25 protein-coding genes are annotated in these 25,224 nt (G+C 63.7%); 19 read left to right on the forward strand and 6 right to left on the reverse strand.

Features of this window, described 5'->3' with window-relative positions; translation table 11 throughout:
* Positions 1-22: 22 nt before the first annotated feature.
* Together FFS35_RS05475 and FFS35_RS05480 are read right to left on the reverse strand one after the other, a co-directional pair.
* Positions 23-1,318 carry an amidohydrolase family protein gene (locus FFS35_RS05475; protein WP_137786242.1) on the reverse strand — a complete coding sequence of 432 codons (1,296 nt, stop codon included), beginning with the start codon at positions 1,316-1,318 and terminating at the stop codon, positions 23-25.
* Positions 1,318-2,754 (reverse strand): amidohydrolase, encoded by a 1,437-nt coding sequence (locus FFS35_RS05480; RefSeq protein ID WP_137786119.1) that lies wholly within the window; start codon positions 2,752-2,754, stop codon positions 1,318-1,320. Before FFS35_RS05480 ends, FFS35_RS05475 begins: the two co-directional genes overlap by 1 nt.
* A gap of 160 nt (positions 2,755-2,914) precedes the next feature.
* On the opposite strand from FFS35_RS05480, the gene FFS35_RS05485 reads away from it, so the two are divergent.
* Positions 2,915-4,036 (forward strand): CaiB/BaiF CoA-transferase family protein, encoded by a 1,122-nt coding sequence (locus FFS35_RS05485; RefSeq protein WP_137786120.1) that lies wholly within the window; start codon positions 2,915-2,917, stop codon positions 4,034-4,036.
* A gap of 14 nt (positions 4,037-4,050) precedes the next feature.
* Here FFS35_RS05485 and FFS35_RS05490 read toward each other — a convergent pair whose 3' ends face one another.
* Complete coding sequence (locus tag FFS35_RS05490; protein WP_137786121.1) at positions 4,051-5,343, reverse strand: sugar MFS transporter; 1,293 nt, start codon at positions 5,341-5,343, stop codon at positions 4,051-4,053.
* Between the two features lie 147 nt (positions 5,344-5,490).
* Between FFS35_RS05490 and FFS35_RS05495 the strand changes: the two genes are divergently transcribed.
* The 10 genes from FFS35_RS05495 to FFS35_RS05540 all read left to right on the forward strand — a co-directional run bounded on the left by FFS35_RS05495 (position 5,491) and on the right by FFS35_RS05540 (position 15,133).
* A complete protein-coding gene (locus tag FFS35_RS05495) occupies positions 5,491-6,042 on the forward strand; it encodes a (2Fe-2S)-binding protein (protein ID WP_137786122.1) in 552 nt (183 codons plus the stop codon).
* A gap of 34 nt (positions 6,043-6,076) precedes the next feature.
* Entirely contained in the window at positions 6,077-6,733 is a 657-nt protein-coding gene (locus tag FFS35_RS05500; protein ID WP_137786123.1) for a glutathione S-transferase family protein, read from the forward strand.
* Positions 6,734-6,765: 32 nt separating this feature from the next.
* The gene (gene sppA / locus FFS35_RS05505) at positions 6,766-8,643 is read left to right on the forward strand and encodes a signal peptide peptidase SppA (protein ID WP_137786124.1); all 1,878 of its coding nucleotides are present in this window, start codon (positions 6,766-6,768) and stop codon (positions 8,641-8,643) included.
* 71 nt (positions 8,644-8,714) lie between these two features.
* A complete protein-coding gene (locus FFS35_RS05510; RefSeq protein ID WP_137786125.1) occupies positions 8,715-9,137 on the forward strand; it encodes a Fur family transcriptional regulator in 423 nt (140 codons plus the stop codon).
* Complete coding sequence (locus FFS35_RS05515) at positions 9,109-9,873, forward strand: lysophospholipid acyltransferase family protein (protein WP_137786126.1); 765 nt, start codon at positions 9,109-9,111, stop codon at positions 9,871-9,873. Before FFS35_RS05510 ends, FFS35_RS05515 begins: the two co-directional genes overlap by 29 nt.
* Positions 9,870-11,210 (forward strand): tRNA (N6-isopentenyl adenosine(37)-C2)-methylthiotransferase MiaB, encoded by a 1,341-nt coding sequence (miaB, locus tag FFS35_RS05520; protein ID WP_171007533.1) that lies wholly within the window; start codon positions 9,870-9,872, stop codon positions 11,208-11,210. Before FFS35_RS05515 ends, miaB begins: the two co-directional genes overlap by 4 nt.
* A 107-nt stretch (positions 11,211-11,317) precedes the next feature.
* Complete coding sequence (locus FFS35_RS05525) at positions 11,318-12,322, forward strand: PhoH family protein (protein ID WP_137786128.1); 1,005 nt, start codon at positions 11,318-11,320, stop codon at positions 12,320-12,322.
* Positions 12,319-12,828 carry an rRNA maturation RNase YbeY gene (ybeY, locus tag FFS35_RS05530; RefSeq protein WP_137786129.1) on the forward strand — a complete coding sequence of 170 codons (510 nt, stop codon included), beginning with the start codon at positions 12,319-12,321 and terminating at the stop codon, positions 12,826-12,828. The genes FFS35_RS05525 and ybeY overlap by 4 nt, the downstream gene beginning before the upstream one ends.
* 1 nt (position 12,829) lies before the next feature.
* Positions 12,830-13,741 (forward strand): hemolysin family protein, encoded by a 912-nt coding sequence (locus FFS35_RS05535; RefSeq protein WP_137786130.1) that lies wholly within the window; start codon positions 12,830-12,832, stop codon positions 13,739-13,741.
* A gap of 51 nt (positions 13,742-13,792) precedes the next feature.
* Positions 13,793-15,133 (forward strand): sorbosone dehydrogenase family protein, encoded by a 1,341-nt coding sequence (locus FFS35_RS05540; protein ID WP_137786131.1) that lies wholly within the window; start codon positions 13,793-13,795, stop codon positions 15,131-15,133.
* Positions 15,134-15,169: 36 nt separating this feature from the next.
* Here the strand turns inward: FFS35_RS05540 and FFS35_RS05545 are convergent, their stop codons facing one another.
* Together FFS35_RS05545 and FFS35_RS05550 are read right to left on the reverse strand one after the other, a co-directional pair.
* Complete coding sequence (locus FFS35_RS05545) at positions 15,170-15,472, reverse strand: polyhydroxyalkanoic acid system family protein (protein WP_137786132.1); 303 nt, start codon at positions 15,470-15,472, stop codon at positions 15,170-15,172.
* On the reverse strand, positions 15,469-15,909 hold the full coding sequence (locus tag FFS35_RS05550) for a VOC family protein (protein ID WP_137786133.1): 441 nt from the start codon (positions 15,907-15,909) through the stop codon (positions 15,469-15,471). Before FFS35_RS05550 ends, FFS35_RS05545 begins: the two co-directional genes overlap by 4 nt.
* A 134-nt stretch (positions 15,910-16,043) precedes the next feature.
* Between FFS35_RS05550 and lnt the strand changes: the two genes are divergently transcribed.
* Both lnt and metK read left to right on the forward strand, forming a co-directional pair.
* The gene (lnt, locus tag FFS35_RS05555) at positions 16,044-17,600 is read left to right on the forward strand and encodes an apolipoprotein N-acyltransferase (RefSeq protein ID WP_137786134.1); all 1,557 of its coding nucleotides are present in this window, start codon (positions 16,044-16,046) and stop codon (positions 17,598-17,600) included.
* A 45-nt stretch (positions 17,601-17,645) separates the two neighbouring features.
* On the forward strand, positions 17,646-18,851 hold the full coding sequence (gene metK, locus FFS35_RS05560; RefSeq protein ID WP_137786135.1) for a methionine adenosyltransferase: 1,206 nt from the start codon (positions 17,646-17,648) through the stop codon (positions 18,849-18,851).
* A 44-nt stretch (positions 18,852-18,895) separates the two neighbouring features.
* Here metK and FFS35_RS05565 read toward each other — a convergent pair whose 3' ends face one another.
* Entirely contained in the window at positions 18,896-19,660 is a 765-nt protein-coding gene (locus FFS35_RS05565) for a hypothetical protein (RefSeq protein WP_137786136.1), read from the reverse strand.
* Positions 19,661-19,757: 97 nt separating this feature from the next.
* Between FFS35_RS05565 and FFS35_RS05570 the strand changes: the two genes are divergently transcribed.
* From FFS35_RS05570 to FFS35_RS05595, 6 genes are all read left to right on the forward strand, one after another.
* Positions 19,758-20,438, forward strand: a complete 681-nt coding sequence (locus tag FFS35_RS05570) for a tRNA (guanine(46)-N(7))-methyltransferase TrmB (protein ID WP_137786137.1) — start codon at positions 19,758-19,760, stop codon at positions 20,436-20,438.
* 382 nt (positions 20,439-20,820) lie between these two features.
* On the forward strand, positions 20,821-21,222 hold the full coding sequence (locus tag FFS35_RS05575; RefSeq protein WP_249341468.1) for a DUF2946 family protein: 402 nt from the start codon (positions 20,821-20,823) through the stop codon (positions 21,220-21,222).
* A 430-nt stretch (positions 21,223-21,652) separates the two neighbouring features.
* Complete coding sequence (locus FFS35_RS19910) at positions 21,653-22,087, forward strand: DUF2244 domain-containing protein (protein ID WP_283214525.1); 435 nt, start codon at positions 21,653-21,655, stop codon at positions 22,085-22,087.
* A 34-nt stretch (positions 22,088-22,121) separates the two neighbouring features.
* Positions 22,122-22,301: a hypothetical protein gene (locus tag FFS35_RS05585; RefSeq protein WP_137786139.1), complete on the forward strand. Its 180-nt coding sequence runs from the start codon at positions 22,122-22,124 to the stop codon at positions 22,299-22,301.
* Positions 22,302-24,221, forward strand: a complete 1,920-nt coding sequence (locus FFS35_RS05590) for a TonB-dependent siderophore receptor (protein ID WP_137786140.1) — start codon at positions 22,302-22,304, stop codon at positions 24,219-24,221.
* Complete coding sequence (locus FFS35_RS05595) at positions 24,218-25,138, forward strand: alpha/beta hydrolase (protein ID WP_212742173.1); 921 nt, start codon at positions 24,218-24,220, stop codon at positions 25,136-25,138. Before FFS35_RS05590 ends, FFS35_RS05595 begins: the two co-directional genes overlap by 4 nt.
* Positions 25,139-25,224 lie beyond the last annotated feature (86 nt).

A 25,224-nucleotide genomic window follows, 5' to 3' on the forward strand; every position in this document is an offset into this window, starting at 1 on the left:
GTCCGGCACGCGGAAAGTTGCATTAGCGCCTGTCATAGGCCTTGGGCAAAGGCCCTTCGTTCGGCGTAAGATATCGATCGCGCAAGTCCGTCTGGCGCGAACGCATCGGTTGCGGCCGCCCATCGATCCACACCGCGACCGGCTGTGATTCGATCTCCAGCGGATCACCGTCCCAAAGCACGACGTCGGCACGGCGGCCGGATTTCAGCGAACCAAGCTCGCCCTCCATGGCAAGCGCGGCGGCGGGGCCGGAGGTTATTGCGGCGAGCGCCTGCCCCCATTCCAGGCCGGTCGCGCCGGGGACGCGGGTGATGGCAACCAGATTGCCCGCATATTGCCGAATATTGTGCTCCCCGCCCGAGGCGCCCGCAGCCGACAGCGCGACCTGCACTCCGGCAGCGCGCATCCGCCCGACATTGGATTCGGTCGCCGCCAACGCTTCGAAGCTCTCGGGCAGATCGGCCAGCGCAGCCGCTACAACCGGCACCTTCGCAGAGGCGATCTCGCGGGCGACCATCCAGCCCTCGCTGACGCCAGTCAGCACCAGCCGCAGCCTTGGATAATCACGCACCAGCCCGAGCACGGTCCGGATGTCGCTGGCGCGTTCGACGTGGACAACAAGCGGCACCTGACCGTCGATCACCTTGAGCAACGCGTCCGCATCGCCGCGCTTGATGAGAGACGCGCGCTCGCGGCCACCAAAGGCGGCTGGATTCCGACGGTAATCCTGCGCTTGCGACAAGGCGTCGCGGAACAGCGCATAAGCGGCCGGCCGGCTGCCGCCGGCATCGCGGGCGCCGCCCTCTCCGAGCTCGACATACTGGAACGCGCGCGGCCGGGTGACTGCATCGGGATCATCGCCCAGATCGATCACCGCCCCCTGCCCCGCGAATATCGATCCCGCCGTGCCGGGGGCGATCAGCGCGCGCGTTACGCCAGCAAGACGTTCATTGGCGATCTTCGCCCCGGCGGGATTGATCGCGGGCGAAACGTCGATGGCGGCGGCGAAGGGGCTGCTGCTTGCTGACGTGTCGTTACTTTCCTCTATTCCGCCAGCATCCTGCAGCCCGAGATCGGTGAAGCCCGCAATCAGCCCCGGCGACACCCATTTGCCGTTCGCGGCGATCACTTCCGCGCCCGCCGGAACCGCGACATTTTCGCCGGCAGCGACGATCCGGCCGTCGCGAAACACGACGGTGCCGTTCCTGATCGGCGCGCTGCCATCGCCGAGCGCGACCGTGGCGCCCGTGATGGCGACCGTCTGGGCGACTGCAGGAGCCGCGGTCAGCGCGGCTGCGGACAGGAGCAGGGCGCGGATCACTTCACATCTCCAGTACCGGGCTGGCCTAGCTCGAAATCGCTCACCGGGCGTCGTTTCGGGTCGTTGGCATCATACAGCATCGCGCCGTCGACCCACACTTTCTCGGGTCGGGTGTAAATGCTGAACGGATTGCCGTTCCACAACACCACGTCCGCCATCTTGCCGGGCTTGAGGCTGCCCGTCTTGTCATCGATCCCCAGCGCCTTGGCCGGATTGAGCGACAGCCACTTCCACGCCACCGCGTCAGGGATATCGATCCCCGCACGACGGCCGGAAGACAGCGCCTTCGCAACCTCCTGATTGAGCCGCTGGATCCCGTTCTGATCGTCGGAGTGGATCATCGCGCAGGCGCCGGCTTTCTCGAGCAGCGCAAGGTTGGCGCCGATCCCGTCATAGCTCTCCATCTTGAAGCCGTACCAGTCCGCCCACACAGCGGCGCAGGTGCCGCTCGCCTTCAGCAGATCGGCAATCTTGTAAGCTTCGACGGCGTGGTGAAAGGCCGTCACCTTGTAGCCGAACTCCTTGGCCATATCGAGGACGATGGCCATCTCGTCGGCCCGATAGCAGTGGTTCTGCACGCGGATTTCCCCCGCGAGCACCCCGCGCAACGTGTCCATCGCTATGTCGCGCTCCGGCGGATCGCCGCCATCCTTTTCGTATTTGTCCCATTTGCGCTTATATGCCTGCGCCTTCGCCCAGGTGGCGCGGTCAACCGCGATATTGCCCATCCGGGTGGAAGGCTCGCGGCCCTTGGAGCCATAGACGCGCTTCGGATTTTCCCCGCATGCCATCTTCAGCCCGTAAGGCGCACCCGGGAACTTCATCCCCTGAACAGTGCGCGAATAGACGTTCTTCAGCACGACGGAGCGGCCGCCGAACAGATTGGCGGACCCGGGCAGGATTTGCAGCGCGGTGACGCCGCCATTGGCAAGTGCACGGCTGAAGCCGGGATCCTGCGGCCATACGCTATGCTCCGCCCACACATCGGCAGTGACGGGCGAAGTCGCCTCATTGCCGTCCGACAGCGCTCGAATACCGGGGCTGGGATAATCGCCGAGATGGCTGTGAATATCGATGACGCCGGGCGTGATCCATTTGCCCTGCCCATCGATCACCCGTGCATTGGCGGGCGCATCGAGCGTCTGGCCGATGGCCACGATCTTCCCATCGGCGAACAGAACCGCGCCATTCTCGATCCGCCCGCCCTCGCCGTCGAACACCGTGACATTGCGCACCAGAGTCGGGACGCCGGGATAGGCATGATAAGTGGATGGAAAGGGATCACGCGAATATGGCTTGGCCGCCGCGCTCGATTTTGCCGGGCTGCTGGAGGGCGTTTTCGGGTGCTCCGCATCTGCGCCACATGCCGCCAGCGAAAGCGCGGCGGCGCCCATCAACAGGCGCAGGCCCTTCTTTTGAGCCGTGATTCCCATGAACCCCTCTTCTTGCACTTGAGCGCGAACTGATGGGCCGCGCGCACCGCAAAGACAATAGCGCGATCCACCGATCGCTCCATAACAAATGTCATGTTCCACTTGTCCGGTGCGGCCCGGCGCGATAGTCGGAGGCCAGATAACATAGGAGAGAGATGTCGTGAGCACCCCGCCCCTTGCCGGCATCCGCGTAGTCGAGTTCGCCGGGATCGGCCCCGGCCCGTTCGCCGGCATGATGCTGGCGGACCATGGCGCGGAGGTTATCCGCATCGATCGGCCGGTGCGCGGCGGCGGCCTGACCATCGACAACAAGGACGCGTTGTTGCGGAGCCGCAAGTCGATCGGCCTCGACCTGAAAGATCCCAAATCGATCGAGGCGGTGCGACGGATCGTCAAGTCCGCCGACGCGATCATAGAGGGGTTTCGCCCCGGGGTGATGGAGCGGCTGGGCCTGGGGCCGGACGTGCTGCTCGCCGACAATCCGAAGCTTGTCTACGGACGCATGACCGGCTGGGGCCAGACCGGGCCGATGGCACCCGAACCCGGCCACGACATTAATTATATCGCGATCTCCGGTGTCCTTCATGCGCTTGGGCGTAAGGGCGAGAAGCCCACCCCGCCGATCAACCTGGCGGGCGATTTCGGCGGTGGCGGCATGTTCCTGGTCTTCGGGATGCTCGCGGCCCTGCTGCATGCGCAGCGCACCGGCGAGGGCCAGGTGGTGGATGCGGCAATGACGGATGGCTCGGCCGTGCTGATGTCGATGATGTGGTCGTTCCGCGCGATGGGGCGCTGGAGCGACGAGCGCGGGACCAACCTGCTCGATACGGCCGCGCACTTCTACGATACCTACGAGACGCAGGACGGCAAGTTCATCTCGCTCGGCGCGATCGAGCCGCAATTCTATGCCGAATTCCGCGCGGTGATGGGCCTTTCCGACGACAAGTGGACAGCACAGATGGATGGGCGGCAGTGGCCGGCGCTCAAGGCCGAGCTGGCCGAGCGCTTCAAGGCGCGCACCCGCGACGATTGGGTCGAGGCCTTCAGGGGGCATGAAGTATGTTTTGCGCCGGTGCTGGGCTTCGACGAAGCCTGGAATGATCCGCACAATCGCGCCCGCGGCACGTTCGTCGAAGCGGCCGGCGTGCGCCAGCCGGCGCCAGCGCCGCGTTACTCGAAAAGCACCACGGTCACGCCGGTAATGGCGGGTGAACGTCACGATGCCGACGTTCTACGAGAACTTGGTTTCGACGAAGCGGAGGTCGCCGCGCTGGGTCTGTGACCTGACAGTCGTGCCTAGGCCGCCTCCAATTCCGGCGCGGGGTGGCGCGCGTAGATGCCATAGGCGAGGATCGCGGCGTAGCACAGCGCGGGCAGCAGCAGGGCAAAATGCAGGCTGCCGCTGATATCCGCCAGATGCCCCGTCAGCGGAGGTATCACCGCACCGCCGACGATCGCGGTTGCGATCACGCCCGACCCGTCTGCCGCGCGCTTGCCAAGCCCCTCGCTGGCGAGGCTGAAGATCGTCGGAAACATGATCGCGTTCATCAAACCGATCGTCAGCAGCGCCCAGCCCGAAACCATGCCGCTGGTGTTTGCGGATACCGCGATCAGCAATATCGCCCCTGCCGCAACTGCGGCCAGCACCTTGCCCGGCGACAGGCGTGTCAGCGCATAGGCACCGATGAAGCGCCCGATCAGCGCCCCGCCCCAGTAAAATGGCACGTGCTTGCCCGCAGCCTGATCGCTCAGCCCAAGCACGTCGGGTTGCATCAGGTAGCTCACGATTAGGGAGCCGATCGCCACCTCCGCACCGACATACAGGAAAATGCACAGGCAGCCGATTCCAAAGCGTGGGCGCGACAGCAGATGGAAAGCCTGGAAAATATTTCCGTGGACCTGTTCTTCCTTCAATCGATTGCGTCGCGACCAGACGACTGACGCCACCAGGGCCAGGACGGCCGCGAGGCACAGATAAGTCACCACGACGATGTGCGTTTCCTGGGCGCGATAGGTGTTCAACGCCGCGCCCGTCAGCGTCGTTACGTCCAGCCTGGCGAGGCTGCCCAGGATCACGATCGATCCGACATAGGGAAAAATCGTGGTGCCCAGGGAATTGAAAGCCTGCGCGAAGGTGAGCCGACTGTGCGCGCTCTTTGGCGGGCCCAGCAAGGAAATAAGCGGATTGGCCACCACCTGCACGATCGTGATGCCGCTGGCGAGCACGAAGAGCGCGAACAGAAACAGGCTGAATTTCGCGGATGCAGATGCCGGCACGAACAACAGGCATCCGGCCATCATGGCAACAAGGCCAATCGCGGCAGTGCGCATGTAGCCGACCCGCCGGACGATTGCTGCGGCCGGGATCGACATGATCGCATACGCCCCGAAAAACGATGACTGCACCAGCAGCGCCTGCGCGTAATTGAGCGTGAAGAGCTCTTTCAGCTTGGGAATGATGACATCGTTCAGGCTGGTGATGCCACCGAAGATGAAGAATAGCGCCAAGACGAAAACACGCAGGTCAGGTGCATCATAACCATGCTCGGCATCACCACTTGCCGGGCCGGAGGCGCCGTGGGCTTGCATGTCATTCTCCTAGTTTCGCTCACCGGCAAACATTCAAGCGGCGGACGGAAGGGTAAAGCAAGCCGATTGGTTGGCCCCTTCCGGTAAATTCCACAATCTTCGCCAAGTCGCTTGGCGAAGGCTGCGCCGTTAGCCTAGCATTCGGCCGTGCCCAAGATGACGGTAAACAACGAAGCGATCGAATATCGCATGGATCCGCAGACACCGCTCCTGTGGGCGTTGCGTGATGCGTCGAACCTGACCGGCACAAAATATGGGTGTGGCACCGGAAGCTGCGGCGCCTGCATCGTCGATGTCGACGGCAAGGCCATCAAATCCTGCCAAATTACGCTGGAGCAGGCGGAGGGAACCTTTGTCACCACGATCGAGGGGTTGTCGCGAGAGCGCTCCCACCCCGTGCAACTCGCGCTGATCGACGCGAACGTGCCGCAATGCGGCTATTGCATCCCCGGTATAACCATGGCGGCCGCCGTGCTCATCAAACGCAGCCGCAGCCCCAGCGATGCGGAGATCGCAGCCGGGATAGCCAATCTGTGCCGTTGCGGGATTTACCCTCGCCTGATCGACGCAATCCAGCGCGCCGCGCGGGCGATGCGCGGCGACGAGACGCTGCCGGCCGGCGCGCGGACCGGGATCGATCCGCGCGATGCAGCGCGCACCGTCCCGGCGTTCAATCCCGATCAGGCGCCGCGGCGTTGAGCATGCAATTGGCCCCTGCTGGTGAGAAATCGAGATGATCGAATTATGGCATTGCGCGGACGCGCGATCATTCCGAGCACTGTGGACGCTGGAAGAGATGGACCTGCCCTATCGCATGCATCTCATGCCGTTCCCCCCGCGTATCCGGCAGCCCGAGTATCTCGAACAGAACCCGTTGGGCACCATACCGCTGCTTGTGGACGGACAGACACGGATGAGCGAATCTGCAGCGATCATCGAGTATCTCGCGGTCCGGCATGGCCCAACCGCCATCGCGGTCACGGCTGATGACGCGCATTATGGCGCGTGGCTAAACTGGCTTCATTTCGGCGAGGCGACCCTCACCTTTCCGCAGACCCTGGTGCTGCGCTATCGCAGGCTGGAGGCACCCGAGCGACGATTGCCACAGGCTGCGGACGACTATGCGCAATGGTATCGCTCAAGGTTGCGCGCGGTCGATCGCGCGCTTGCCGACGGTCGGGAATGGCTGGTCGCAGACAGGTTCACCGGCGCGGATATTTCGGTTGGCTATGCCTTGCTGCTGGCCCGCACTCTCAAGCTGGATGACGACCTGCAACCCGCCATCGCTGCGTATTGGGAACGGCTGTCGGAACGGCCGGCGTACCTGCGGGCGCGTCAGGTCCAGAGTGAGGCAGTAAGCGTATTGCCCGAACCATACACTTCGCGCTAAGACGGAACTGAATAACGTGGGTAAAGTTGACGATGAGCCTGGTACGCGGTGCATGGAAACTGCTGGTCGGTATCAAGGACGCGCTGGTGCTCGTCGCGATGCTGTTGTTCTTCGGGCTGCTGTTCGCCGCGCTTAACAGTCGGCCGACGGCCCGCGCGGTGCGCGATGGCGCGCTCGTCCTGAACATCAACGGATCGATCGTCGAACAACCATCGGAAACGCCGCCATTCGCGATGGTCACGGGCGAAAGCAACGCCCCGCGCCAGTATCGCCTGCGCGATGTCGTGCGGGCGATCGATGCAGCCAGGGACGACACACGCGTGAGGGCGATCGTGCTCGATCTCGATCATTTCGGCGGCGCCTATCCCGCTGTGCTCGGCGAAGTGGCAGATGCGCTGACCCGCGCCCGCACCGCCGGCAAACCGGTGCTCGCCTTCGCCACCGGCTACACGGACGGCGGCTATCGCCTCGCCTCGGCCGCGAGCGAAGTGTGGATGGATCCCATGGGAGGGACGATCTTCGCGGGGCCGGGCGGCAGCCAACTCTATTACAAGGGGCTGATCGACAAGCTGGGCGTCAATGCGCACGTCTATCGTGTCGGGAAGTACAAGTCTTTCGTCGAACCCTATACCCGCAGCGACCAGAGCCCCGAAGCCAAGGAGGCGGCAACCGTCCTGCAAAACGGATTGTTCGACCAGTGGAAAGAGGCGATCGCACGCGCACGCCCGAAGGCCAAAATCGCTGCGTGGCTCGTCACGCCAGAAAAGGTGGTGCAGGGCGCGCAGGGGGATATCGCCCAGGCAAACCTGGCCGACGGCATTGTTGACAAACTGGGCGATCGGGTGGCCTTCGGTCGTCGTGTCGCCGAACTGGCGGGCGGGGATTCCAAGAAGCCTGCGGGGTGGTTCAAGACGATCGATTATGATTCGTGGGTCGATGCGCATCCGCTGCCCAAGAACGGCGAGATCGGGGTGGTTACTGTCGCCGGCGACATAGTGGATGGCAAGGCCGGCCCAGGCACCGCGGGCGGCGATACTATTGCCAGGTTCATCTATGACGGGCTGGCCACGAAGAAGCTGAAGGCGCTGGTGTTGAGGGTCGATTCGCCGGGCGGATCGGTCACCGCATCCGAGCGCATCCGGTTGGCGCTGATGGAAGCCAAGAAGCAGGGTCTGCCGGTCGTTGTTTCTATGGGTGGTGTCGCGGCCTCGGGCGGGTATTGGGTTTCTACGCCCGGCGACGTGATTTTCGCAGAGCCCGCGACCATTACCGGTTCCATCGGCATTTTCGGGATCATTCCAACGTTCGAGAATACGCTGGCGAAGATCGGCGTCACCACCGATGGCGTCCGCACCACCCCGCTTTCCGGTCAACCGGATATCATGGGCGGCACAAATCCGGTGACCGACGCGGTGTTCCAGTCCGCGATCGAGCATGGCTATTCGCTGTTCCTGGCGCGCGTTTCCCAATCGCGCAGGATGCCCGCGGACAAGGTGAATGAGATCGCGCAGGGACGCGTGTGGATCGGGGGCACCGCTCGGCAGATTGGGCTCGTCGATCGCTTTGGCACGCTCAAAGATGCGGTGGCCGAGGCGGCGAAGCGGGCAAGGCTGGACCCTGCGACGGCCGAGGTGATCTATCTCGAAAAGAAGCCGGGATGGGCAACGGAAATTGCCCGTCAGTTCAATCGCGATGACGACGATGAGAGCGCCACGCCAGGCGATGTATTTGCTCGCGTAGCATTTGAAAGGCGCGCCCTGTTGGCGCGCGCGCTGGGCGATGTGAAGCGGCTGGTGACCGGAGGAGGCGTTCAGGCCGCCTGCCTGGAGTGCGGTGGCTTCGGGCCGAACGCCGGCGCGCCCTCTGACGCCCGTCTGCTCGACGTTCTGCTCGCGCGTTTCGGGCTTTAATCGTCGTCCCTGTCGGCTGTTGCGAGTCGGTAGCGCTTTTCGCAACAAGCTTTGCGCATTACATGGGGTATATGCCTCGCAAGATCGATCTCGAAGCCCTCTGCCACGAAAAGGGCCTGCGCATCACCGAACAGCGCCGCGTTATCGCGCGCGTCCTTTCGGAAGCGGAGGATCATCCCGATGTCGAACGGGTTTACGCCCGCGCCTCGTCGATCGATCCCGGAATCTCGATAGCGACGGTATATCGCACCGTGCGCCTGTTTGAAGAGGCCGGCATCCTCGATCGCCATGATTTCGGCGACGGACGCGCGCGCTACGAGCCGTCGCCTGAGGCGCATCACGACCATCTCATCGATGTCGAGACGGGCCGTGTGATCGAGTTTGTCGATCCCGAACTCGAACAATTGCAGAAGCAGATTGCGGAGAAGCTGGGGTTCCGGCTCGTTGATCATCGCATGGAGCTTTATGGCGTCAGTCTCAGCCGGAAGGATTGACGCGGTTCGCTTCTACTCGAGACTCGCGGCGATTATCGCCGTGCTGCTGCTGGCGGTGCCACTCCATCTATTCTGGCGTCTGCTGCGGCTCCCCTCACCTTGGCCAAGGTGGTTTCTCGGGTCGCTCGGTCGGATAATCGGCGCGCGCAGGCGGGTGACTGGCACCCCGCTCCGCCGCGATGTCATATTCCTGGCGAATCATCTCAGCTGGATGGACATCCCGATCATCGCCGGCGTGACCGGGAGCGCTTTCGTGGCAAAGGCGGATCTACGCGACGTTCCGCTGGTAGGCTGGCTCTGCACGTTGAACCGCACGTTGTTCGTCCGTCGCGACGACCGGCTCGGTATCGCCGGCCAGATCGACCAGCTCCGGGCGGCGCTCGCGGAAACATGGGCGATCACCATCTTCCCGGAAGGTACGACCGGCGACGGTTCGGGTCTTCTGCCGTTCAAGGCCGCGCTGCTTGCGGTGCTGGATCCGCCGCTGCCCGGCGTTCTCGTCCAGCCGGTGCGGATAGATTATGGTGTCGCGACGCGGGAACTGGCATGGATCGGCGACGAGCCGGGCCAGCATCACGCCCGTCGTGTGCTTGGCCGGGCAGGTACTTTCACCGCTACGCTGCACTTCTGCCATCCTTTCGATCCCCGGGACTTCCCTGGTCGCAAGGCGATCGCCGCCGAAGCACGCGCGCGTATCGCAGCAGCGGGTAGCGATCGTCCGCCGCCCCTAGTATAGGCGCGGCAATGACCAAAACCGCGCCCACAACCTTCCACGTCAAGTCGTTCGGTTGCCAGATGAACGTTTATGACGGCGAGAGGATGGCCGAACTCATGGCCGCCGATGGCCTCACGCCAACAGACGACGCCGCTGCCGCCGATCTGGTGGTGCTGAACACCTGCCACATTCGCGAAAAAGCGACGGAAAAGGTCTATTCGGATATCGGGCGTCTGCGGAAGCACGATCCTGACAAGATGATCGCAGTCGCGGGGTGTGTCGCCCAGGCCGAAGGCGAAGAGATAGTGCGCCGCGCGAAGGTGGATGTGGTTGTCGGGCCGCAGGCGTATCACAATCTGCCAAGGCTCGTCGCCGATGCGGTTGCCGGCGCCGCGGCTCTAAACACCGACATGCCGGTGCTGTCGAAATTCGGCGCATTGCCGGCCCGGCGCAAGGTCGGCCCGGCCGCGTTCCTGACGGTACAGGAGGGGTGCGACAAATTCTGCACGTATTGCGTCGTGCCCTATACGCGCGGCGCAGAGGTGAGCCGCCCGTTCCGAGATATCATCGATGAAGCGAAGGCCCTGGTGGACGCCGGCGCGCGAGAAATCACGCTGCTTGGGCAGAACGTCAACGCCTGGGCCGACGAAGGCGGCGAAGGGCTCCACGATCTGATCCGCTCGCTCGATCGGATCGAGGGCCTGGCGCGCATCCGCTATACCACCAGCCACCCCAATGACATGACCCAAGGCCTGATCGACGCGCACCGCGATGTGGAGAAACTGATGCCGTTCCTCCACCTTCCAGTCCAGTCTGGGAGTGATCGGGTGCTCAAGGCGATGAATCGTAGCCACAGTCGTGACAGCTACCTGCGCGTGCTTGACCGGGTGCGTGCAGCGCGGCCCGATATCGCGCTGTCGGGCGACTTCATCGTTGGTTTCCCCGGTGAGACCGAAGCCGACTTTGCCGATACGCTGAGCCTGGTGGCGGAAGTGCGCCACGCCATGGCGTTCAGCTTCAAATACAGCCCTCGCCCCGGCACGCCGGCGGCGACGATGGACGAGCAGATCGCTCCCGAAGTGATGGACGACCGCCTGCAACGATTGCAGGCTGCGCTCAACCGCGACCAACTCGCCTTCAATCAGCAATCGGTCGGCCGCCGATGCTCGGTGCTGATCGAGCGGAAGGGCAAACGGCCGGGCCAGATGCTGGGAAAATCTCCGTGGCTGCAATCGGTGTTGCTCGACACGGCCGCCCCTGTCGGCACGATGGTTCAGGTGGAGCTGCTTCAGGCGGGGCCAAATTCGATCACAGCTCGCGAGATTTCTTCCTCGCCCGCCGCTGCCGCAGCGGCTTGATGCCGCAGAGACACAGTAACGAAATCCTTTGCCTTTAGTGCTTGCGACAAGGCGGCCCCCGCCGCACCTTGAGCGCACGCCGTATTGGCGAGAATCGAAGGAGGCGCATGAGCCGTAAGCCCGTCCCCGCCCATTCTGGCGAACGCAGCCGAGTGGACGTGCTGTTCGACAAGCCACAGTTGCTTGCCCGGTTGTTCGGTCAATATGACCAGAATCTCGTGGCGCTTGAAAACAGGCTTGGGGTTTACATCACCGCGCGTGGCAACCGCATCGGGCTGGAGGGCACGGCCGAACAGGTCGCGATAGCGCGTGACGTGCTCAATGACCTGTATGCCCGCATCCAGCGTGGAGAGGACATAGACTCAGGGCTGGTCGATGCGTCGATCGCGATGGCGGCTGAGCCGACGCTGGACGGGATCATCTCGGCCGAGCGCGCGCAGGTGCCGTCGGTCATGATCCGCACGCGCAAGAAAACCATCGTGCCGCGCACGGCCGCGCAAGCGCACTATATGCGCGAACTGACGACCCACGACATGATCTTCGCCCTTGGGCCGGCGGGCACGGGAAAGACCTATATCGCGGTCGCGCAAGCAGTGGCGCAACTTATCACGGGGTCGGTCCAGCGACTGATCCTGTCGCGGCCCGCAGTAGAAGCGGGCGAACGGCTCGGCTTCCTGCCGGGTGACATGAAGGAGAAGGTCGATCCCTATCTCCGCCCGCTTTATGACGCGCTATACGATTGCCTGCCCGCCGAGCAGGTCGAGCGGCGCATCGCATCCGGTGAAATCGAGATCGCCCCGATCGCCTTCATGCGCGGACGAACTTTGGCCGACGCGTTCGTGATCCTGGACGAGGCGCAGAATACCACGCCGGCACAGATGAAGATGTTCCTCACCCGCTTCGGCCAGAATAGCCGAATGGTGGTCTGCGGCGACCCGAACCAGACCGATTTGCCAGGCGGCGTGGGCGCGTCCGGGCTCGCGGACGCCACGTTCAGGCTGGAAGGGATAGAGGGTATCTCGCTCTGCCGCTTCACCGCGGCTGACGTGGTTCGCCATCCGATCGTCGGGCGGATTGTCGCCGCCTATGAAGGCGACGACGGCGCAAAATGATCGAGATCGAGCTAAGCCGGGATGATCCATGGCCGGAGCGGGACTGGTCCGCGCTGGCGACGACCGCCGTACGGGCGGCGGTCCTCCGAACACCGCATGGCGCATTGCTTACCGCTCCGATGCTCGTCGAGGTAAGCGTTCGGCTTGCTTCCGACGACGATGTGCACGCGCTCAACCGCCAGTATCGCGGGAAGGATAAGGCAACCAATGTCCTGTCCTTTCCCATGGTGCAGGCTGATCTGATCGACACGGTCAGCCAGAATACGGACGATGGCGAATTGCTGCTTGGCGACATCGTGCTGGCCCACGGCGTGTGCGAACGCGAGGCGGCGGAGCGCGGCATAACGCCCGATGCGCACCTCACGCATTTGATCGTGCATGGTACGCTGCATCTGCTAGGCTACGATCATCTGACCGATGTCGAGGGCGATGCGATGGAGGCCATAGAGCGCGACGCACTTGCCGATCTCGGCATCGCGGACCCATATCATATTCAAGAGGACTGACTTGCCCGAAGACCGAAGTAGCGCCGACAACGGCGACTCCAATGAAAGCGGCATCTGGCGCGGCTTGCGCAACCTTATTTTCGGCGATCAGCACGAAGATACGTTGCGTGACCAACTCGAAGAGGCGATCGATCGCCACGAGCACGATCCGGCCCCCGATGCCAAGGGCGATCTGACGCTGCTTGAACGACAGATGGTGCGAAACCTGCTCCATTTTGGCGAGCGTGACGCCGGCGATGTTGGCGTTCCGAGAGCCGATATCATCGCGGTCGAAGAAAAGACCGGGTTCGACGATGTGGTCAGGGTGCTGGCCGAAGCAGGCGTCAGCCGCCTTCCCGTATATCGGGAAAAGCTCGATACGATCATCGGGATGGTACATATCAAGGACGTGTTCGCGACCCTGGCGGCCGGCGGAGCGCGACCAGACGGCATTGCGGGCCTGATCCGCCAGCCCCTGTTCGTGCCGATGTCGCGCGGCGCACTCGATCTGCTCGCCGATATGCGCCAGACCCGCGTGCATCTCGCGGTCGTGCTCGACGAATATTCCGGCACCGAGGGGCTGGTCACGATCGAGGATCTGATCGAGGAGATCGTCGGCGAGATCGAGGACGAGCATGACGATGCGCCCGAAACGCTGCTGGTTCCGCTGGATGGCGGCGCCTGGGAAGCAGATGCGCGTGCCGAGCTCGAGGATATCGGCGAAATTGTCGACTCCAGACTAGGGGCAGCCGAGAGCGATGTTGATACGATCGGCGGATTGACCGCGGTGCTCGCAGGACACGTCCCGGAAACCGGAACCTGCATCGATCACCCGAGTGGCTGGCGGATCGAGGTCGTGGACGCGGACGAACGACGCGTGAATCGCGTTCGGCTTCATCCCCCGCGCCCGTTGCCGGAACATGTCGAGGGCTGAGTCGACGATCAGCCCCTTCCGTCTCGCCGCGCGCCCGCCTATCGTCAGAAGATGCGCAAACATATTCTTATCGTCTCCGGCCTGATCGTGCTCGCCGTGATCGGCATAATCGCCTGGATCGCGTGGCCCGACACCGCACGCGTCGATATCGCCAACGTCGAGGGTCAGCGCCCGGAAATCACCGATCCGCGCGCTCAGTGGATTCCCACGATGAAGGTCGCGAAGGCGGTGGGGTGGCCGGATGGCGGCAAGCCGACGGCGGCGACTGGCTTGTCGGTCGCACCATATGTGACCGGGCTTGATCATCCGCGCTGGCTTTATCGCCTGCCCAACGGGGACATCCTTGTCGCCGAAACCAATTCACCGCCACGCGCGACGAGCGGGATCACTAACAAGGTGATGGGTTGGCTGATGGGTCGCGCCGGCGCGGGCGTGCCCTCCGCCAACCGGATTACCCTGCTCCGCGATGCCGATGGAAACGGCGTGCCGGAAGTGAAGTCGATATTCATGACCGGGCTGAATTCGCCGTTCGGCATGGTGCTGTTCGACGGCCAGCTTTATATCGCGAACACGGACACGCTGGTCCGGGTGCCTTACACCGACGGCATGACCAAGATCGACGCGAAGCCGGAACTGGTCATCAAGCTCAATGGTGGCGGCAATCACTGGGCGCGCAACGTCATCGCAGCGGAGGATGGCAAGACGCTGTACCTTTCCGTCGGGTCATCGTCGAACATCGCCGAGAACGGCATGAGCGCGGAGCGCTTTCGAGCGAATATCCTGCAGGTGTGGCCGAAGGAGAAGACCTATCGTGTCTATGCCGCCGGACTGCGCAATCCGAATGGCATGGCGCTCGAGCCTCACAGCCGTCAGCTTTGGACGGTGGTGAATGAGCGGGACATGATCGGCTCCGATCTCGCGCCGGATTATCTTACGGCAGTGGAACTCGGCGATCACTTCGGCTGGCCGTGGTACTATTGGGGTGGTTATCCCGATCGTCGGGTGGAGCCGGGGAATCCACAGCTGCAGCAATATTCAAAGCGGCCGGACTTTGCGCTTGGACCGCACGTAGCGGCGCTTGGATTGACCTTCGCGGCAGATGCGAAGCTGGGCGCGAACTTCACCAACGGCGCGTTCATCGGCGAGCACGGATCGTGGAACCGCAAGCCCCTGTCGGGCTATAAGGTGGTCTTCGTGCCGTTTGCCGATTCCGGCTGGCCGATGAAGGGGGCGAAACCTGTCGATGTGCTGACCGGCTTTCTCAACAAGGACGGCGAGGCGCAGGGCCGTCCAGTGGCGGTCATCACCGACAAGACTGGTGCGCTGCTGGTGGCGGACGACGTAGGCAATCGTATCTGGCGGGTAAGCGCAAGCTCCACGTCGACGAAGTAAACACTCTTTTGGGCGGCGGATGGGCTCCGCCGCCCGCTATTCGAGCAGCTTGGGCGCCTCACGCTCCAGCTTGGCGCGGATGCGATCGGCGAACATTGCAAGGAACGCGGGAAGCGTAAAAGTGCAATGGACGGTGGTATCGGTGACATCGAGTTGCGCGGTCACGCGCTGGCCAAGCCCCTCCACCGTAAAGTGCAGTGTATCCCCTGTCCAACGATGCTCGGTGATCGCACCGCCGGGCACGAAATCGGCGAACTTGCCGAAGCCGTTGCCGATACGCTCGCGGGCAGCGGCGGCGCCCAGCTTGTGGGGAACATCGACTTCGATCGGAGCGGTCATACGGCATTCTCCTTCTCGCCGGTCGCGAACAGCATCGCGTCGTCGGCAAACGCCTTGAACTCCAGCGCGTTGCCGGATGGATCGCGAAAAAACATCGTCGCCTGCTCCCCCGGCTGCCCGGCGAACCGGATATGCGGCGCGATGCCAAAGCGAACGCCTGCCGCCTCCACCCGCGCCGCCAGCGTACGCCAATCGTTCATCGTCAGCACGATTCCGAAATGCGGCACCGGCACCTCATGACCATCGACGGCGTTGCATGTTTCGGCCGGTCGCATCGATTCATCCAGATGCGCTACGATCTGATGCCCTCCCAGATCAAAATCGATCCAGCGATCGCTGGATCGTCCCTCACCACATCCAAGCACCCCGCCGTAGAAGGCACGGGCGGCGGTGAGATCGTGAACCGGAAAAGCGAGGTGAAATGGTCGAAGTGTCATGTTTCGATCATACACCTGCAGAGAATATTCTCCAGCCCCGGGCTTGAAGCGGCGCTGCGCCTCCCGCATGAACCGCGCGCGCGGGATATTGCGGCGCGTTTCGCCGGGGCGGGCCCTGGCACGACGAAGGATCGATGATGATGTCCCTCGCCCGTCGCCCTGCTCTGGGTGCCCTGCTGCTGGGCGCGCTGGCCGCGTGCGGCTTTGCGCCGCTGAACCTATGGCCGCTCACGCTTGCCTGCCTCGCCGCCTGGATCGGGCTGATCCATCGCGCGCCTACGCTGAAGTGCGCGCTGTGGCTGGGATGGGTCTTTGGCGTCGGCCATTTCACGATCAACAACAACTGGTTCCAGCACGCCTTTGACTTTCAGGACAAGATGCCACCCCTGCTGGGCTATGCAGCGCCAATCGCGCTGGCACTTTATCTTGCGGTCTATCCGGCGATCGCGGCAGGCGCCGGCTGGCTGATCCGCGGGCGAGGCAAGCCCGATCCTGCCTATGTCTTCGCCATCGCGGCGGCCTGGATCGCGACCGAGTGGCTGCGCAGCGTTGTGTTCACCGGCTACGCCTGGGATCCGCTCGGTGTGATCTGGGTGCCGGTGCAGCCGGTCGCGACCTTGGCGGCCACGGTTGGAACATATGCCCTTTCCGGCCTGACGGTGTTGCTGGCTGGCGCGTTACTGCTGATCCCGCGTCGCCCGCTTCCGGTCATCGCCGGCGTGGCGGCGCTTTCAGCGATGATCGCCGCACAAGCGCTCAGCTACGGCAGGCTCGTGACTCCTGCAGCGCCGCCAGAAAACGCGCCGCGGCTCGTCGTCGTGCAGCCCAACGTCTCGCAGGATCAGCGCGGTGAGAGTGACGGCGAACTGCTCTTACGCAAGCTGTCCGCCCTGTCGGGGACGGCGGGTGTGACGCCGCGCCTGATCGTCTGGCCAGAGGGAGTCGTCCGCGATTTCATTGAGGATGGCTATCCCGCGTACATATATGGCTTTCAACCCAGCCCCTATTATCTGCGACGGCGGTTGGCCGCGCTGCTCGGGCCGGCGGATATGCTGCTCGCCGGTGGAACTGCGCTTCAGTTCGACCGCAACGGAAATGTCATCAGCGCGCGCAATTCGGTGTTCGCGATCGATCCATCGGCACGAATCGTGTCGCGGTACGACAAGGCGCATCTTGTCCCTTATGGTGAGTATCTGCCGATGCCGTGGCTGCTCAAGCCGCTTGGCCTGGCGCGGCTGGTGCCCGGCGACGTGGATTTCGCCGACGGACCCGGGCCGCGCAGTCTGACGCTCCCCGGCTTTGGCGCGGTGGGGGTGCAGATCTGCTACGAGATCATTTTTTCGGGGCAGGTGATCGACCAGGCCCATCGCCCGCGCCTTCTGTTCAATCCGTCCAATGACGCATGGTTCGGTAAATGGGGGCCGCCGCAGCACCTGGCGCAGGCACGGATGCGCGCGATAGAAGAAGGCCTGCCGATCGTTCGCGCGACCCCCACGGGCATTTCTGCCGTGATCGCCGCCGATGGCCGCCTGATCGCGACCGTGCCGCATGAGAAGGCCGGCGCGATCGATGTCGCAATGCCGCAGCCTGCTCCGCCGACCCTATTCTCACGGATCGGAAACTGGGCCGCGCTGCTTGTCACGCTGTTTCTGACGGGTGTCGCGGTTGCCTTCCGGTGGCGGCGGCGCTAGGGCGATATAAAGCTATCTTTATATCGTTAAGTAATCGGAGCGATCATGCGTCAGTCGTTCATTTTCACCAGTGAGTCGGTCAGCGAAGGCCATCCGGACAAGGTTGCCGATCAGATTTCGGATTCGATCGTCGATCTGTTTCTGTCGAAGGATCCCGAGGCGCGTGTTGCGTGCGAGACGCTCACCACCACCAATATGGTCGTGCTGGCGGGCGAGATCCGCGGCAAGGGGATCATGGATACGGACGGCAACTGGGCGGTTGGGGTCGAGGACGAGATCGAGCGCACGGTGCGCGAAACGGTGAAGCGCATCGGCTATGAGCAGTCGGGCTTTCACTGGAAGACTTTTACCTTCTCTAACAACCTTCACCCGCAATCCGCGCATATCGCGATGGGCGTCGATGAGAGCGGCAACAAGGACGAAGGCGCCGGCGACCAGGGCATCATGTTCGGCTATGCGACTGACGAGACGCCGGGGCTGATGCCCGCTACCCTGTATTACAGTCACAAGATCCTGGAGCGGATGGCCGAGGATCGGCATTCGGGCAAGGCGCCGTTTCTGGAGCCGGACGCCAAGAGCCAGGTGACCCTGCAATATGAAAACGAGCGCCCGGTTCGCGCGACCGCGCTGGTCGTCTCGACGCAGCATTCCGCCGACCTTTCGAACGAGCCGGGCCAGGCAAAGCTGCGCGATTATGTCAAGGGCGTTTTCGCCGAGATTCTGCCGGAAGGCTGGCTGCCGGCCGAAGACAAGATTTATGTCAATCCGACCGGTCTTTTCGAGATCGGCGGGCCCGACGGCGATGCCGGCGTAACGGGTCGCAAGATCATCGTCGACACCTATGGCGGCGCGGCTCCGCACGGCGGCGGGGCGTTCAGCGGGAAGGATCCCACCAAGGTGGATCGCTCAGCCGCTTATGTCGCGCGCTATCTCGCCAAGAATGTGGTTGCCGCAGGTCTAGCGCGCCGCGTGACGATCCAACTCTCCTATGCGATCGGGATCGCTGAGCCGCTCTCGCTCTATGTCGATACCCACGGCACCGGCACAGTGCCGGAAGCAAAGCTTGAGGAAGTGCTGCCGAAGCTGGTGCGCCTGACCCCCAAGGGCATTCGTGAGCATCTGAAGCTTAACGCGCCGATCTATTCGCGTACCGCAGCCTACGGCCACTTCGGCCGCGATACAGACGGCAGGCACTTCACCTGGGAGGCGACCGATCTGGTCGATCAGCTCAAGGCCGCCGTCTCTGCCTGAGCGCCTGTCGCCGGGCGCCGTTTGTGCGCGCCCGGCGTGATCGTCTAGCGCAGCGCGGCCGTATAGGCACCGAACGCCTCGCGGACGATCGTGCGCGAGCCCTGTGTCACTTCCACTCCGCCCCCGGGGTGGGTCGGCTCCACCGAAACCATCACGCGATAGACGAAGCCCCGATTGGCAAATTCATAAGTGCGCCGGCCGCCGACCTGATCGACCAGTCTGCCGCCATCGATCGTGAGCGATGCCTGAGTATCCTGCCCTCCCCCGGGTTGCACGATCTCGGGCAGTTCGCTGTCAAAATTATAGCTGGTGTAGCGATAGCCATTGCGCTCGGTCCGCACGACCTGGATCGAGCGCCGGCCGGTTATCGCGAGTACCCGCGTTTGCGCGACGAAGCGGCAATTGGTCGTCTGCTTGCCCAGCGTGATCGAGACGACGGCAGGCGTGGTCGCGCCAGCCTCCACCATCCCCGGATTGATCGCGTGGACATTGCCGATCTGTCCGCCGGCAAGGTTAAGCAATGGATAGTAAATCTGCCCCGCACCGGGATCGCCCAACCCCAGGCGCACCACCATGCGCTGCGCCGTCAACGCGGGTTTGGCGAAGGCGATGAGGTCCATTTGCCCCCCCTGCCCCGGCGCACCCAGCACGATCGCGCGATCGCGGTTCGTCGAGTCACACAGCAAGGGTATACTCGTCCAGCGGCCGTCACGCTTTACGAAGGAAAGTGACTTCGCCGAATCAAGCTGCGCATCGCCCGCTGCCGGCAAAGCCGCAAGCGGCACTGCGAACGCCCACGCCCAACGCATCATCTTCTCCTGTTTCCCTCGGTCGAGCGCGGTTTACGATCGCGTGGATGAACGCGGCATTGCCCTTGATCGCGCAGCGCTTTAGGCGCGCGCCATCATGAACGACCCCACGAAGATCCGCCGCCTTTATGGCCGGCGCCAGGGCCATGCACTGCGCGCGGGCCAGGCTGCCCTGGTCGAGGACTTGCTGCCGCGCGTTTCAGTCCCCGAGAGCGGTCCGCTTGGCCCCCGTTCGCTATTCGGGGACGATCGCCCCCTTCAGATCGAGATCGGTTTCGGCGCGGGCGAGCACCTTGCCGGGCAGGCCGAGGCGGCGCCGGGCACAGGCTTCATCGGTTGCGAGCCGTTTCTCAATGGTGTGGTCGGCGCGCTCGGCCATATTCGCGACCGTGCGCTGGATAACATCCGCCTTCATATGGGCGATGCGCTGGATGTGATCGAGCGACTGCCGGATGCCAGCCTGAGCCGCGTCTACCTGCTGCATCCCGATCCCTGGCCAAAGGCGCGACACGCCAAACGCCGGATGGTAAACCACGGGCCGCTGGACCTGATCGCGGCAAAGCTGAAGCCGGGCTGCGAATTCCGGCTTGGCACTGACGATCCAACCTATTGCCGCTGGGCGATGATGATTCTCGATCAACGTCGTGATTTCGAATGGACGGCGCGCGAGCCGCGCGATTTCCTCACGCGCCCCGCCGACTGGCCCGAAACGCGCTACGAGCGCAAGGCGCGACGACAGGGGCACGAGGTGTGGTATATGACCTTTCGCCGCCGTTAACCCGCCAGAGCTCGCAGTTGCCGCCGTTCTTACTCTAAGCCACTACGATACTTAAAGATTTCAGCGAAACGCGTGATTGCCCGGTGATTACTTTTCTTCGGCTGGGTCATGAGGTCTTTTGCTTCCGTTCACGCGAGTGAATATTTTTGGCCGCCCGCGTTACTGGACAGCGAAATTGGACACATTGCCCGATCAAACGGCATCGAGCGAATGGCCGCACTTGCGAGCAGCCGACCAAACGTCGCACATGGTGCATCTCGCAGCCTCATGGCTTCCAATGACGCCTCCAGATACTATTCCCTCAGCCAGTAGCCATAGACAAATCGTCTCAAGGCTCATTGCGGAATGACAAGCTCGGTAGTTGATATTATGAGCGCAGGCTGTGCACCGGCTGCGTCGCCTCGTCTTTGCCAATCGGCCCTTCGCCTGCGCGATCATCGCGCTGGCGTTGCTGCTGAAGATCGCCATTCCAGCCGGCTTCATGCCGACTGTGTCCAATGGCCAGATCGTAGTGAGCATCTGCTCCGGCATGGGGCCCGCGACCATGGTGATGACCGTTCCGGGACTCGAGCACAAATCCGATAACGACGGTCATCCCGGCAAGGCCGAGCAGCCCTGCGCGTTCGCTGGTCTTTCTGCACTGTCGCTGCCGGCGGCTGATCCAATCCTGCTTGCTGCCGCGATCCTGTTTGTTCTGGCGTTGGGCACGCGTCCTCTGACGCTGTCTGCAAGCAGCATAGTCTCCTATCTTCGTCCTCCTCTGCGAGGACCTCCGGCACTCTGATCGCAATCGCCGCTTGAGCGAGGGGGTCCGTGGGCGCGCTATGGCGTGCCTACGGATTGCGCGCTTACGCACCCGCGTCAGATTTGGCCCGCCCTGCGCTTCTAGGCGCTGGTCCCGGCCAGCCGAGGTTCTTTGCAATGTCATCACTTGTCCTGCCGGCGACGCGTGGCCGGTACACCATCCATGTCCACGCCGCGCCGTCCCGAATGCCGCCCTTCATCGCTTGGCTTCGCCAGGTTCGACGGTCCGCGTGGATTCTGATCGGACTGTGCTTGCTCTTCCGGATGGGCGACGCGCTGATCAGCCCGGATCTGAGTGCTGGTGGTGGTTTCGCCGCCGTTGCCGGGGTTGTCCAGTGACGGCGGCCCGCGGAGATCGCGGCAGACCGGGGCCCTGGGAGCAGCCCGTCAGCGAGGGTCTGGAAATCCGCATGAGCGCGCCGCGATCGGCGCTGCCCATTCAAGGCAAATATTTGCTCATCACCGCCGGGTTGGCGGCAACAATCGTCTCGCTGCGCTTCGTCCTGCTCGGCGCCTGGCCGGTGCTCATCTTCTCCGCGCTCGACATCGGCGCGTTGGCGGTCGCCCTCCACATCTTCAACCGCGGGCCGGTTCCGGAAGAGCGTCTTAGGGTAGTCGATGGTCAAGTCGAGCTGGAGCGCCTCGACAATCGCGGTCGCCGGTCAAGCGTCAGGCTACCGGTCTTCTGGACGCGGCTGGAAGCTTCGGGACGCACGGAACTCGACTGCGACCTCTGGCTCGTCTTCCGGCGCGAGCGCCATCCCATCGGGCTTTGCGTCTCGGCGGCCGAACGACGGGCGCTTCAGCCCCGCATCGCTGCCGCGCTCGGCGCCGCCCGAAATTGAAACAGCAAGAAATCAGCTTCCAAGGGGGAATATCATGAAGACTTCCATCATCGCGCTCGGTACGGCACTCGCCTGTGCTACCAGCTCATCCGCTCTCGCGCAGGATCATGAGCGGCCAAGCGACGCTGATATCGTCGTCACCGGCCAATATGCGCCGGACGAGCCCACCAGCGCGAGCAAGACCGGACAGCCGATCCTGCTGACTCCGCAATAGGTGCAGGTCGTCACCCGCCAGGTGCTGCGCGACCAGAATGCGATCACGCTGACCGATGCGGTGCGCAATGTCGCCGGCGTGTCTTCGGACTTCGGCTTTGGCGGCGCGACCGCGCCGCTGCTCGTCCTGCGCGGCTTCTCCACCGTCTCGATGACGACGCAGAGCTCGTTGTTCGGCAGCGGGACTTATTATCTCGATGGCGCCAAGGTGCGAGGCCTGCCCATCGATCTGACGAATGTTGAGGCGGTCGAGGTCGTCAAGGGTCCGGATTCGGTGCTGTTCGGCCGCGCCGAGCCCGGTGGTCTCGTCAACATCCGCTCCCGCCCGCTGGTGGCGGCGCGATCGGTAGAGTTCGACCAGACGGTCGGCGAATATGGCCTGTCGCGCAGTTCGGCGCGGATCGGCGGAGCGCTGGATAGCGAACAGCATTGGCTGGCGTCCGTATCGGGCAGCTATCTCACCACCGATTCCAACCGTGACTATGTGGTCGAGCGGCTCGGCACGGTGAACGCATCGCTTGCCTGGGTGCCGAGCAGCGACACGCGCGTCGCGCTGACGGTCGGCTATTTCAACCACCGTTATCGCAATGACTATGGCATCCCGTCGGACGGCGATCGGCCCGCGAACATCCCGTTGCACACCGCGTACAACGACGCGCCAATCCTGTCGAAGGACGAGACCCAGCTCTATCGGCTGGACGTCGCCCAGGCAATTGGCAGCGGCTGGCAACTGAAGCTGCGCGGCATCCACATGCGCTCCGACACGCGCGAGGTTGACGTGGCCCCATATCGGCTCGACCTGACCACCGGCGAGGACGTGTTCGCCTCCTCGCGCCAGCTTGCCCGCTACTATTTCAACGTTCGTCCCGACGGGCATTTCCGGATGGACCAAGTCAGCGCCGATCTGTTGGGCGACGTCCGCACCGGCTCGCTCGTCCACAAGCTGGCGGTGAGCGTGGAATGGTTTCGCGAAGGCAAGACCGGCCTGTCCTATTTCCAGCAGGTGTCATCGGTGAGCGTCGACAAGCCGGCGCTCGGCAACACGCCCCCGCTCGACGTCAGCACCGCCGCGCCGGTCGACATCGTCGACCGCGACCGCTGGTACTCGGTCTCGGCTGAGGACAATATCGACTTCGGCGGCGGCGTCCACGCCGTGCTGGCGGTGCGGCAGGATTGGACCAGCACGATCTATTCGTCGCCGGGCCTCGCGCCAAACAAGGTCAGCTTCACCTCGCCGCGTGTCGGCGCGGTCTGGGAGTTCGCGCGCGGGCACGTGCTCTACGGCCAGTTCCAGCGCGGGCTTTCCGCCAATAACGGCGTCAATCCCGATGGCACCAAGCTCGATCCTGAAGTGGGGCGGCAGTATGAGATCGGCTACAAGTTCCAGTCGGCGGACAGGCGCTTCACGGCAACCGTCGCGGCCTTCGATCTGGTCAAGACCAATCGCGGCGACTTCACCTTCTTCCCGGTGATCCAGACGATCGGGCGTGCACGGTCGCGCGGTATCGAACTCGATTTCAGCGGCGCGATCACGCCGGAACTCTCGGTGATCAGCTCCTACGCCTACACCGATACCAAGGTGGACGGTGGCCCTCTGAAGTTGGCGAATACGCCCGAGCATGCGGCTAGCCTGTGGGCGCGCTACCGCATCATTCCCGGCGGCGTGATCGGCGGCGGTGCCTTCTACCAGGCCGACCGCTTCGGGGACGTCGGCAACACGGTGACTCTGCCATCCTATGTCCGCTTCGACGCCCAGGCGGCCTACAGCTTCCGCCTGAGCGGCGCCAACATGACCGCGCAGATCAACCTCAAGAACGTCTTCGACAAGCGCTACTATGTCTCCCAGCACCAGTTCTCGCCCGACTGGATTCAGCCCGGCGCGCCGCGCACGCTGACGGCTTCTTTGAGGGTCGAGCTGTGACGGGACTGGCTTCTCTCCTGAGGTTCGAGGCTGGCCTGCTTGCCGTCGCGCTATTCACGACAATGGCAGCTGCACAAACGCCGGCAGGCGATGGGCAGGTCATTCCACTCTATGCGCCACACACCGTCACTCCGCTCGGCGTCCCGGAAACCCGGATAAAGCAGACGTCGGGCGACACGCTGATCTTCAATGTCAGCGAGCCGACGCTCGAACTGTTCCGGCCCGCACCCGGCCGAGCGAACGGCACGGCCATGATCGTTGCGCCGGGCGGAGGCTTCGTCGGGCTCGGCTATGAGGCCGGAGGAACCGACGTCGCCCGCAAGCTTGCAGAGCAGGGCATCACGGCATTCGTGCTCAAATATCGCACGATACGAAGCGCGCCCGATCCGATGCAGCTTCCACAAGTCCATCTCAGAGAGATGGAAATCCTCATGGCGCGCGCGAAGACAGGGGTTCCCACCGAGGCGCCACGCTTTGCCGGGGAGCCGCACGCGGTGGAGGACGGCGCGCGCGCCATGGCGGCCGTGCGCCAGCGCGCCGCCGAATGGGGCATCGACCCCAAGCGGGTGGGGTTCATCGGCTTTTCGGCAGGAGCCTTTCTCGCCGCCGATCTGGCGATCGGAGATAGAGCGTTGCGCCCGGACTTCGTCGCGCTGATCTATGGCGGCGTTCGAACCCCGGTCCCGGCGGACGCATCGCCAGCTTTCATCGCAGCGGCCGCGGATGATGAGTATCAGCCAAGGGACGCGGTGCTGCTTTACGACGCATGGCGGCACGCCGGCGCGGCGGCGGAACTCCATATCTATGAACGCGGCGGGCACGGCTTCGACCTGAAGCCGAAGGGCGCGACCAGCGACCATTGGTTCGAGCAACTGCTCTGGTGGCTGCGATCTCGCGGCCTGCTTCATCCGTCATGACCTCTGACCGAGCCATATCGACTGAACCGACGCCTATCGAGGCGTCGCGAGAAGCACGAGCGTCACGCGGTCGTGACACGGATCGC

Source organism: Sphingomonas sp. 3P27F8 (assembly GCF_005502745.1).
In the GTDB taxonomy this organism is placed as follows: Bacteria; Pseudomonadota; Alphaproteobacteria; order Sphingomonadales; family Sphingomonadaceae; genus Sphingomonas.

What these genes read in the sequence shown, in the direction of transcription:
- FFS35_RS05540 (WP_137786131.1), top strand. Translation starts at nt 13,793, where the DNA reads ATGCGCAAACATATTCTTATCGTCTCCGGCCTGATCGTGCTCGCCGTG.
- FFS35_RS05515 (WP_137786126.1), top strand. Translation starts at nt 9,109, where the DNA reads ATGGCGTCAGTCTCAGCCGGAAGGATTGACGCGGTTCGCTTCTACTCG.
- FFS35_RS05565 (WP_137786136.1), bottom strand. Translation starts at nt 19,660, where the DNA reads ATGCGTTGGGCGTGGGCGTTCGCAGTGCCGCTTGCGGCTTTGCCGGCA.
- sppA (WP_137786124.1), top strand. Translation starts at nt 6,766, where the DNA reads ATGAGCCTGGTACGCGGTGCATGGAAACTGCTGGTCGGTATCAAGGAC.
- FFS35_RS05585 (WP_137786139.1), top strand. Translation starts at nt 22,122, where the DNA reads ATGAAGACTTCCATCATCGCGCTCGGTACGGCACTCGCCTGTGCTACC.
- ybeY (WP_137786129.1), top strand. Translation starts at nt 12,319, where the DNA reads ATGATCGAGATCGAGCTAAGCCGGGATGATCCATGGCCGGAGCGGGAC.
- metK (WP_137786135.1), top strand. Translation starts at nt 17,646, where the DNA reads ATGCGTCAGTCGTTCATTTTCACCAGTGAGTCGGTCAGCGAAGGCCAT.
- FFS35_RS05525 (WP_137786128.1), top strand. Translation starts at nt 11,318, where the DNA reads ATGAGCCGTAAGCCCGTCCCCGCCCATTCTGGCGAACGCAGCCGAGTG.
- lnt (WP_137786134.1), top strand. Translation starts at nt 16,044, where the DNA reads ATGATGATGTCCCTCGCCCGTCGCCCTGCTCTGGGTGCCCTGCTGCTG.
- FFS35_RS05545 (WP_137786132.1), bottom strand. Translation starts at nt 15,472, where the DNA reads ATGACCGCTCCGATCGAAGTCGATGTTCCCCACAAGCTGGGCGCCGCC.
- FFS35_RS05480 (WP_137786119.1), bottom strand. Translation starts at nt 2,754, where the DNA reads ATGGGAATCACGGCTCAAAAGAAGGGCCTGCGCCTGTTGATGGGCGCC.
- FFS35_RS05500 (WP_137786123.1), top strand. Translation starts at nt 6,077, where the DNA reads ATGATCGAATTATGGCATTGCGCGGACGCGCGATCATTCCGAGCACTG.
- FFS35_RS05490 (WP_137786121.1), bottom strand. Translation starts at nt 5,343, where the DNA reads ATGCAAGCCCACGGCGCCTCCGGCCCGGCAAGTGGTGATGCCGAGCAT.
- FFS35_RS05510 (WP_137786125.1), top strand. Translation starts at nt 8,715, where the DNA reads ATGCCTCGCAAGATCGATCTCGAAGCCCTCTGCCACGAAAAGGGCCTG.
- FFS35_RS05550 (WP_137786133.1), bottom strand. Translation starts at nt 15,909, where the DNA reads ATGACACTTCGACCATTTCACCTCGCTTTTCCGGTTCACGATCTCACC.
- FFS35_RS19910 (WP_283214525.1), top strand. Translation starts at nt 21,653, where the DNA reads ATGAGCGCGCCGCGATCGGCGCTGCCCATTCAAGGCAAATATTTGCTC.
- FFS35_RS05570 (WP_137786137.1), top strand. Translation starts at nt 19,758, where the DNA reads ATGAACGACCCCACGAAGATCCGCCGCCTTTATGGCCGGCGCCAGGGC.